This is a genomic window from uncultured Olegusella sp., from assembly GCF_947253395.1.
GTDB lineage: Bacteria > Actinomycetota > Coriobacteriia > Coriobacteriales > Atopobiaceae > Olegusella.
Window position 1 is genome coordinate 1 of sequence record NZ_CAMXYY010000069.1, and the last position, 7769, is coordinate 7769.

Annotated in this window: 7 protein-coding genes; 6 read left to right on the forward strand and 1 reads right to left on the reverse strand. The window is 46.7% G+C overall.

Features of this window, described 5'->3' with window-relative positions:
• From Q0X25_RS06120 to Q0X25_RS06145, 6 genes are all read left to right on the forward strand, one after another.
• Positions 1-561, forward strand: a 561-nt coding sequence (locus Q0X25_RS06120) for a transaldolase family protein (protein WP_298580028.1), incomplete at its 5' end; no start/stop codon positions are given.
• A gap of 484 nt (positions 562-1045) precedes the next feature.
• Positions 1046-2089 carry a metal ABC transporter substrate-binding protein gene (locus Q0X25_RS06125; RefSeq protein WP_298580030.1) on the forward strand — a complete coding sequence of 348 codons (1044 nt, stop codon included), beginning with the start codon at positions 1046-1048 and terminating at the stop codon, positions 2087-2089.
• An 8-nt stretch (positions 2090-2097) separates the two neighbouring features.
• Positions 2098-2775 (forward strand): metal ABC transporter ATP-binding protein, encoded by a 678-nt coding sequence (locus Q0X25_RS06130; protein ID WP_298580033.1) that lies wholly within the window; start codon positions 2098-2100, stop codon positions 2773-2775.
• Positions 2768-3553: a metal ABC transporter permease gene (locus tag Q0X25_RS06135; protein ID WP_021735618.1), complete on the forward strand. Its 786-nt coding sequence runs from the start codon at positions 2768-2770 to the stop codon at positions 3551-3553. Before Q0X25_RS06130 ends, Q0X25_RS06135 begins: the two co-directional genes overlap by 8 nt.
• Positions 3554-3565: 12 nt before the next feature.
• A complete protein-coding gene (locus Q0X25_RS06140) occupies positions 3566-5275 on the forward strand; it encodes a hypothetical protein (protein WP_298580038.1) in 1710 nt (569 codons plus the stop codon).
• 274 nt (positions 5276-5549) lie between these two features.
• The gene (locus Q0X25_RS06145) at positions 5550-6584 is read left to right on the forward strand and encodes a YeiH family protein (RefSeq protein ID WP_298580041.1); all 1035 of its coding nucleotides are present in this window, start codon (positions 5550-5552) and stop codon (positions 6582-6584) included.
• Between the two features lie 134 nt (positions 6585-6718).
• On the opposite strand, the gene Q0X25_RS06150 is transcribed toward Q0X25_RS06145, so the two are convergent.
• On the reverse strand, positions 6719-7651 hold the full coding sequence (locus Q0X25_RS06150; RefSeq protein WP_298580044.1) for a magnesium transporter CorA family protein: 933 nt from the start codon (positions 7649-7651) through the stop codon (positions 6719-6721).
• Between the last annotated feature and the right edge of the window lie 118 nt (positions 7652-7769).

Consider the following 7769-nt stretch of genomic DNA (forward strand, 5'->3'; position numbering starts at 1 on the left):
ACCCATAAGGTTTCGTCGGCAGCGTCAGATGTGTATAAGAGACAGGATCAAAAGGTCTTTGTACAGGTTATTGCCACCGATTATGAAGGAATCCTTAAAGAGGCTCGTATGATTGCTTCTTTACGTGGCGGCAAAAACATGTTAGTCAAGATTCCTGTGAGTCGCGAAGGTCTGCGGGCTATCCCTGCCGTCAAGGCAGAGGGTATCAACATTTTGGCTACGGGTATCTATTCGCCCGACCAGGCATTCTGGGCAGCCAAGGCTGGCGCGGATTATCTGGCTCCTTACGTCAATCGTATGTGCAACTATGGTGATGGTGTTGGTCAGGTTGCCGAACTCGTTGATACGCTGGCAATCTACAACATCGATTCCAAGGTTTGCGCTGCTTCCTTCAAGAATGTCGATCAAGTACATCAACTGCTCGCCGCAGGTTGCCCTGCTTTGACCGTTGCTCCCGATGTCATCCGTGCCATGATCGATCACCCTGGTACCGCTATTGCTGTTGACGAGTTTTCCGCCAACTGGCAGAAGGCATACGGCCGCAATACTCTCGAAGCATAGGCTCGCAACGTCTTTTGCACTGCTTTTATGCATTTCAAGTGCACTGCTCGTAAAGTTTGACGAGTGCGAGCCATAGTCATAATCGCTACCCCACCTTGCCTCCCATTCCTAGTATCTAAGGACTGGGAGGCAATTCATATCATGCTCTTGAGCCCCCCGCGGACACTCACGGCTCTGTCGCACTACCTGCGCTGGGCGCATGTACGGTGACCCACACCACGCAGCTAGTCAGAGCAGAAAAGTGGCACACCTGCGAATGACAGAAAAACGAATGTTTTATGGACTTAACTTTTTAAAAAAAGACCAATACCTTTAGTCCCCAACTGTGCTACTCTTCTTCAGACCAATTTAATATTGATTCTCATTTTCGAATTCGAATTGAGCATGTTTTAAATTTGTCACCCACTTGAGTGCCGAATTGCCTGTCTGAACAGCTCAATAATCACTTCAAAATGAGAATCTGGCAAACGTGCAAGGAGATATGATGCACAAGAAATTCGTTAAAACGCTTGCAGTTGCGTTAGCAGCAGCCCTTCTAGCTCTCCCCTTGGCAGCCTGTGGCACTTCTGGCAAACAAGCTACAGGTTCAGGCAGCGCGAGTACGCAGTCTGGCGCCAAAAAAACGGTCTACACCAGCTTCTTTCCCATCTATGACCTCACCAAGACTATCGCCGGCGACAAGATGAACGTCGAAATGATTATCACTGGCAACCAAGAGCCTCACGACTTTGAACTACAAGCTTCCGAAATGGGCAAAATTTCCGAAGCAGATCTCATCATTTACAACGGTGCGGGAATGGAGTCCTTCATTGACGATCTCAAAGAGACTGCCAATGATGACAATAAATTCCTCGATCTTTCTGAGAATCTCTCCTTACTCAAAAGCGACGATGATGAGGAAGAAGAGCACGAGCATGAAGAAGAACACGAACATGAGCACTCCGACAGCGAGGATCATGACGAGAAGGACGAGGAGCACGAGCACCACCATCATCACCACGGTGGCGTCAATCCCCATACATGGCTGAGCATCAAGAATGCAAAGAAGGAGCTCAACGCTATCTACGAGAAGCTCTCCGCAATTGATCCTGATAATGCTGAGTACTACAAAAAGAACCTTGATGAAGCAACTGCTAAATTTGATGCCCTCGACAAAAAGTTCCAAGAGAAAATTTCTTCTGTCCCCGCAGACCAGCGCTATCTCATCGTGTCACACGCTGCATTCAACTATCTTGCCAACGACTATGGTCTCAAGCAGGTCGCAGTAACTGGCATTTCTCCCGAGGACGAGCCTTCTGCTCAGCAGCTCGCTACAATTGCCGACTTTGTTAAGCAGCACAAGGTCACTACGATATTTTTTGAGGGCACCGCAACTCCCAAGGTAGCTGAAACTCTCGCAAAAAATACCGGCGTAAAGACCGCAAGCATCTATACTATGGAAAGCGCCACCGATGAGGAAAAGGACCTCGGCTACCTTGGCCTTATGGAACGCAACCTTGATATGATTATGAAGTCTTTCGATAAGTAGATTTTCTTATGGCAAACGCACTAGCTATCAGCGACTTAAGTTTTTCGTACGAAAAGGAATCCGTCCTTCATCAGCTGAATCTCTCAGTTGATGAAGGGCAGTTCCTTGCTCTTATTGGTGAAAATGGTGTTGGTAAGTCTACCTTGATGAATCTAATCTTGGGCAGGCTCAAACCTAGTTCCGGTCACATAAATCTTTTTGGTGATGTGCGCGCTATCGACAATCACTATCGTGACATTGCCTATGTTTCACAGAATGCAGTATTGGGCTATAAATACTTTCCCACTACGGTTGAAGAAGTAGTGCGCATTGAGCTTCGTCATCTTAAAAAGAAGGCAAGCATCACCAATCTTTTGGCGACAGTAGAACTCAAAGATCATGCAAATCGCCGTCTTAGTGAGCTCTCGGGTGGTCAACTTCAGCGTGTTGGACTCCTTTTGGCGCTCGCAAAAGACGCTCGTCTCATCCTTCTTGACGAACCAACCTCAGGAATCGACAAGATTTTTTCGGCTGAGCTCTATCAAATTTTGCGCGGGCTTGCCGATGAAGGACGCGCGATTGTACTGGTAACGCATCACCCCGCTGAAGCGACAGATTTTGTCGACAGAATTGTGCGTCTTAAAAACGGTAGCTGCTCTGAACTGGACCCCAGGCTGTGGAAGGGAGGTATGGAAGACCTTGTTTAAGTATGAATTTATGCAACGTGCCTTTATGGTAGGCAGCATTTTGGCAATTATCTTGCCTTGCATTGGTCTTCCTATCATACTCAAGCGCCTATCGATGATGGGTGATACGCTTTCACATGCTTCGCTAGCTGGTGTTGCTGCGGGTCTTTGCTTTGGTTTTAATCCACTGCTGGGATCTATTGTTGCCTGCATTATTGCAGGTCTTGCAACCGAACTCATGAGCAGCAAACTCAAAGCTTATCAAGAAATTTCTGCTGTTATCGTACTTGCTTCTGCAATTGGCCTAGCGGGCATCTTTACCAGCCTTGCGGGTAACAGCAACTCCATTAGCTCTTACCTTTTTGGTTCCATCGTGACCATTAGTGATATGGAGTTTTACCTCGTCATTATCATTGCCTGTGTCGTTCTCATTGCGTATCGTCTGCTTTATGACAAGCTCTACCTCAGTGTGCTCGATCCCGAAGCCGCAGCACTTCTTGGCATCAAGGCAAAGACCTTGAGCTTTGCATTTTCTTTCATGGTGGCCATTACGGTTTCCATCGCTGCAAAGACCATCGGCTCACTCATCGTATCTTCGCTTCTTGTTGTACCAGTCATTGGCGCTATGCAGCTGGGTCGCACCTATAGAGGTACTTTGGCTATTGCCATCGTCATTTCGCTCATTTCGGTGTATGCAGGTTTATTTATTTCGTACTACTACAACCTGCGCCCCGGTGCGGTAATTGTGCTGATTAGCGTCTTTATTCTCGTTATTAGTCTGATTGTGAAAAAACGTTAGGAATTTCTAAAAATGAATAACCCAAAGAAAGCGGCGCTTTCTGGTGCCCTTTGTCTCGCTCTTGCCGCGAGCGCTTGTAGCTACGGTCAAAAACCCACTTCTCCTGCTGCCCAAAACCAAAAAGAGGCTTCCGCAGCAATCCAAAAGAAAACTCAAAACTTCCAAGTAGACCACACTACTGAGGTCTTAATTGACTCCAAAGTTGATTCCAACGAGATTGTAAAAGTGGTTCAGCACGGGGATCATTGGCATGTCTTTACCAAAGACGGTCGTGAAATTATCACTTATACCGATCCTGCCAAGGCAAAAAGTTCTCGTGACCTCAAAAAGACCGCCAAGGTTGTCACAGGCAAGGAGCTCGCCCGCATCGATCCTAATGCCGTGGTCACAATTCTCCAGCACGGCAATCACTGGCATATTTTTACTGCTGGCGGCTCTGAGTTTGTAACTTACACCAATCCTCGCCCCTACTACCCCCATGCAATAGTAGGGACCTACACGGGTTCTCACGCTGATCACAGTAGCTCCAAGCCCAATGTCCAACAGGCAAGGACCAACAAAACCACAGGTGCAAAACAAAACAAGAGTCTGCCCAAACTACCTGGCGGTCTAAGTATTGTACGTGTCGTAGGCTTGCGCGAGCTATCCCTGCAGCCTATCGTTCGCATCGCCAAACACGGTGATCATTGGCATGCCTATACCAAGGATGGTAGTGAGTTCATCACACATGACAATCCAGCACGCATCTTCCCCAATATCAAAATCGAAAACTATATTGGTGAGCATGGCAAACCTAACAAGCCAAGCAAAACTAAAGTAACCCCTATCAAGCAGGACCCCAATGACCCCAAACGTATTGTGGGTATCGAACATCACGAAGACCACTGGCATCTGCGCCATGCTGATGGTACCGAAAGTATTACTCGCGATGACCCCAGCAATCTTTACCCTGATATTAAGATTGAAGAGTACGATCCTACTCACGGCAAGCATTTCGATCCCATAAAAGATAACGAGCGTTTTGAATACGATGATGTGGAAGCAAAGCTAATTGTACCTTTAGACAAACTTAGCTACGGCGGTGCAGCTCACACCACACGTTTTGACAAGAGCCGCAATGCCTTTGTCATTCCTCACTATGATCACTATCACTATGTCAGTATCGATACCATCATTCAGTTCTGCCGTGATGGTGGTTCTACCTTTGGTTCTGATAATGCCCGCGATGTTGTTGCTACTCTCAAGTATTTGGTACTCCACCCCGAAGCACGACCCGAAGGCAAAAACGGCTGGGGAAATGCCGCAACTGTTGATAAAGATGGGACACAACCCGCTGAAGATAACAATCAGGACGAAAATCAAAACGAAAAAGAAGCCCCGGAGGTTGAGAAGAAGGCCACCCGTATCGTGCAGACCAACAAGGGTTGCTGGGTCGTCTACTTTGAGGATGGCAGCTATACCAGCGTCTATTCCAACCCCAAGTCAAAGTATCCCGGTATTACCATCGAACAAGCAGAGTCCAAAAGCCCTAATGCGGGCATGAGCGACCAAGAGATAATCGCTAAGTATAGCGCGCTCTACGGTATGAGCGAAAACGAGTTTAATGATGCCTTCTGTGAACTTCCCAATGTAAAACTCAAAGACATTGTCTTCAACAATGATGGCACCGTTGTCGTATATGGAAAGACCTATAATTTCAAGGCGCTAGCTGGCAAAAACTAATAAGCCACCAAGAGCTGAACGGATATTAGATGAGGGAGGAGCTTTACGTTCCTCCCTTTTTTCTTATGAAGAGAGCACTCATAAATTGTCCTACAGCTGTATTGCCCCAAATAATCCCTCTATGTAAGGCATAAAATCAGCAGGCACATCAATAGAAAAACTGCTGAGTTTTATAGCCAAGCCGGAAACTAGATGAAGTTAGCATTTTTCAGCATTCTCGGATGTATCATGACAAGACCGATTTGTCAGACGTCCAACTCAAACAAGGAGATTTATGCCGAGCTTTGCAAAAGATAACGCTAAAGGTATCCTACTATGCTTCGCAATTGCTGTTCCCTGCTGGTGGCTTGGCACATTATTTCCTGTAGTAGGAGGACCAGTTCTTGGCATTATGGCAGGCATGATTGTTGCTCTTTTTTTCAAAAATCGCTCTGAGTATGATATGGGCATCAGTTTTACCTCAAAGAAAATCCTTCAAGCAGCTGTTGTACTCTTGGGATTTGGTCTTGACCTGCGTATTGTCGCCCAAACTGGTGCACAATCATTACCCATCATTGTACTTACCATCAGCGCCTCTTTGATTGTGGCATACCTAATGCATCGAATACTTAAGGTGCCTTCCAAGATTTCAATTTTGGTCGGTGTGGGTTCTTCTATATGCGGAGGATCCGCCATTGCTGCAACCGCTCCAGTAGTAGATGCTGATGATGAGGAAGTTGCGCAGGCAATGTCAGTTATTTTTCTCTTTAACCTCATTGCTGCTCTAGCATTTCCCGCTATCGGAGCAGCCCTGGGCTTTAGTACTACTAGTGGTGAAGCCTTCGGTATATTTTCTGGTACTGCTGTTAATGATACTTCCTCAGTTACCGCTACTGCAGCCAGCTGGGATGCGCTCTACGGCCTAGGTACTGCAACACTAGACAAGGCTGTCACCGTCAAATTAACGCGTACGCTTGCCATTATCCCTATTACACTTGTTCTTGCGTTGTTCCATGCTCATCATGAAAAGGATAAAGGTGCAAGCACATTTTCGTTTAAACGCGCCTTCCCTATGTTTCTATTGTGGTTTGTACTCGCATCGCTTGTTACCACAATCTTAAGCTCATTTGGATTACCTACCACTATCTTTGCACCACTCAAAGACCTCAGTAAGTTCTTTATTATCATGGCGATGGCAGCGATTGGCCTTAATACTGATATCGTCAAACTCGTCCGTACGGGCGGCAAACCTATTGCTCTAGGTTTTTGCTGCTGGATTGGTATCATCGCTACCAGTCTGGTTGTCCAGCATCTTCTTGGTATTTGGTAAGCAATGCCAATAGCCTTTGATGTACATCACATCAATTTTAGGGTGTTAAACGTAATATCTGTAGAAGTATCTCGAAGATCAGAGAGCACTACGTTTGGCAGTGCCTCTGATCAAAAATACGTTCTAACCAACTTCTAAAATACACGGCGTTTCTTGAGCAGAATAATAAGTAGCCAACAAACAAGCACGGTCAGTAAGCTAATCAGGGTAAAGCCGTGCACCGTATTGGCAAAAGGCATCCAACGTGTATCGACATTCATACCATAAAAGCCCGAGATAATCGTCGGAATTGACAGTACAACCGTGATGACTGTTAAACGGCGCATAACCTCATTAAGACGCAGATCCATCACCGAAGACATCAGATCACGCGTACCGTCAATAACGTTGCGATAAATTTGTGCCATCTCAATTGCCTGCTGATGCTCCATAACAGCATCTTCAAGCTCTTCATCAAGCCCCTCATGCTGCAGAAGTCGAGAAGAGCGACGCAAGCGTCCAAGCACATTGGCATTGCCCTGCAGCGAGGTTGACAGGTATACCAACGATGACTCTAAAGTATGCAAATCAAAAAGGTCAGATTCGTTGATACTGCGATCCATTCGCCCTTCAAGAGCAAGTCGCTTACGGTCAATATCCACCAACACCTGCTGATAAAACACGCCTAAACGCAACAAAATACTGCAAGCAAAACGGCTATGTCGCCAAGTCGAGAACCCGCGTACCTTGCCCGATGAAAAATCATCCAACAAAGCAAAGCGCTCCGAGCAAATCGTAATAACATTCGACTTGGTCAGAATAATGCAGAGAGGCACTGTGTTGCGTGCCTGCTCACCATGGATCTCGCCTGATGAGGGTACATCGACCAATATCAACATGGTGTCGCCCTCATACTCCACACGTGCCTTTTCCTCAAGGTCAGTTGCAGACAGCACATCATCGCGCTCAAGCCCAAAGGTATCAGCAATCGTATCTACTTCATCAAGCGTTGGCGCGCTGAGCCTTATCCAACTGCCATCACCCATATCATCAACTGGTGAGGTTACGCGACCTTCAGTTCGAAACATCTCAATCAACGCATACCTCCCTATCTGCACGTCATCAACATAGCGGTGACGGCCTTCATTTCATGCAAAGAAAGCCTAGCACAGGAAAGCCACCCATTTCTCGTTGTCCTAGAACTGG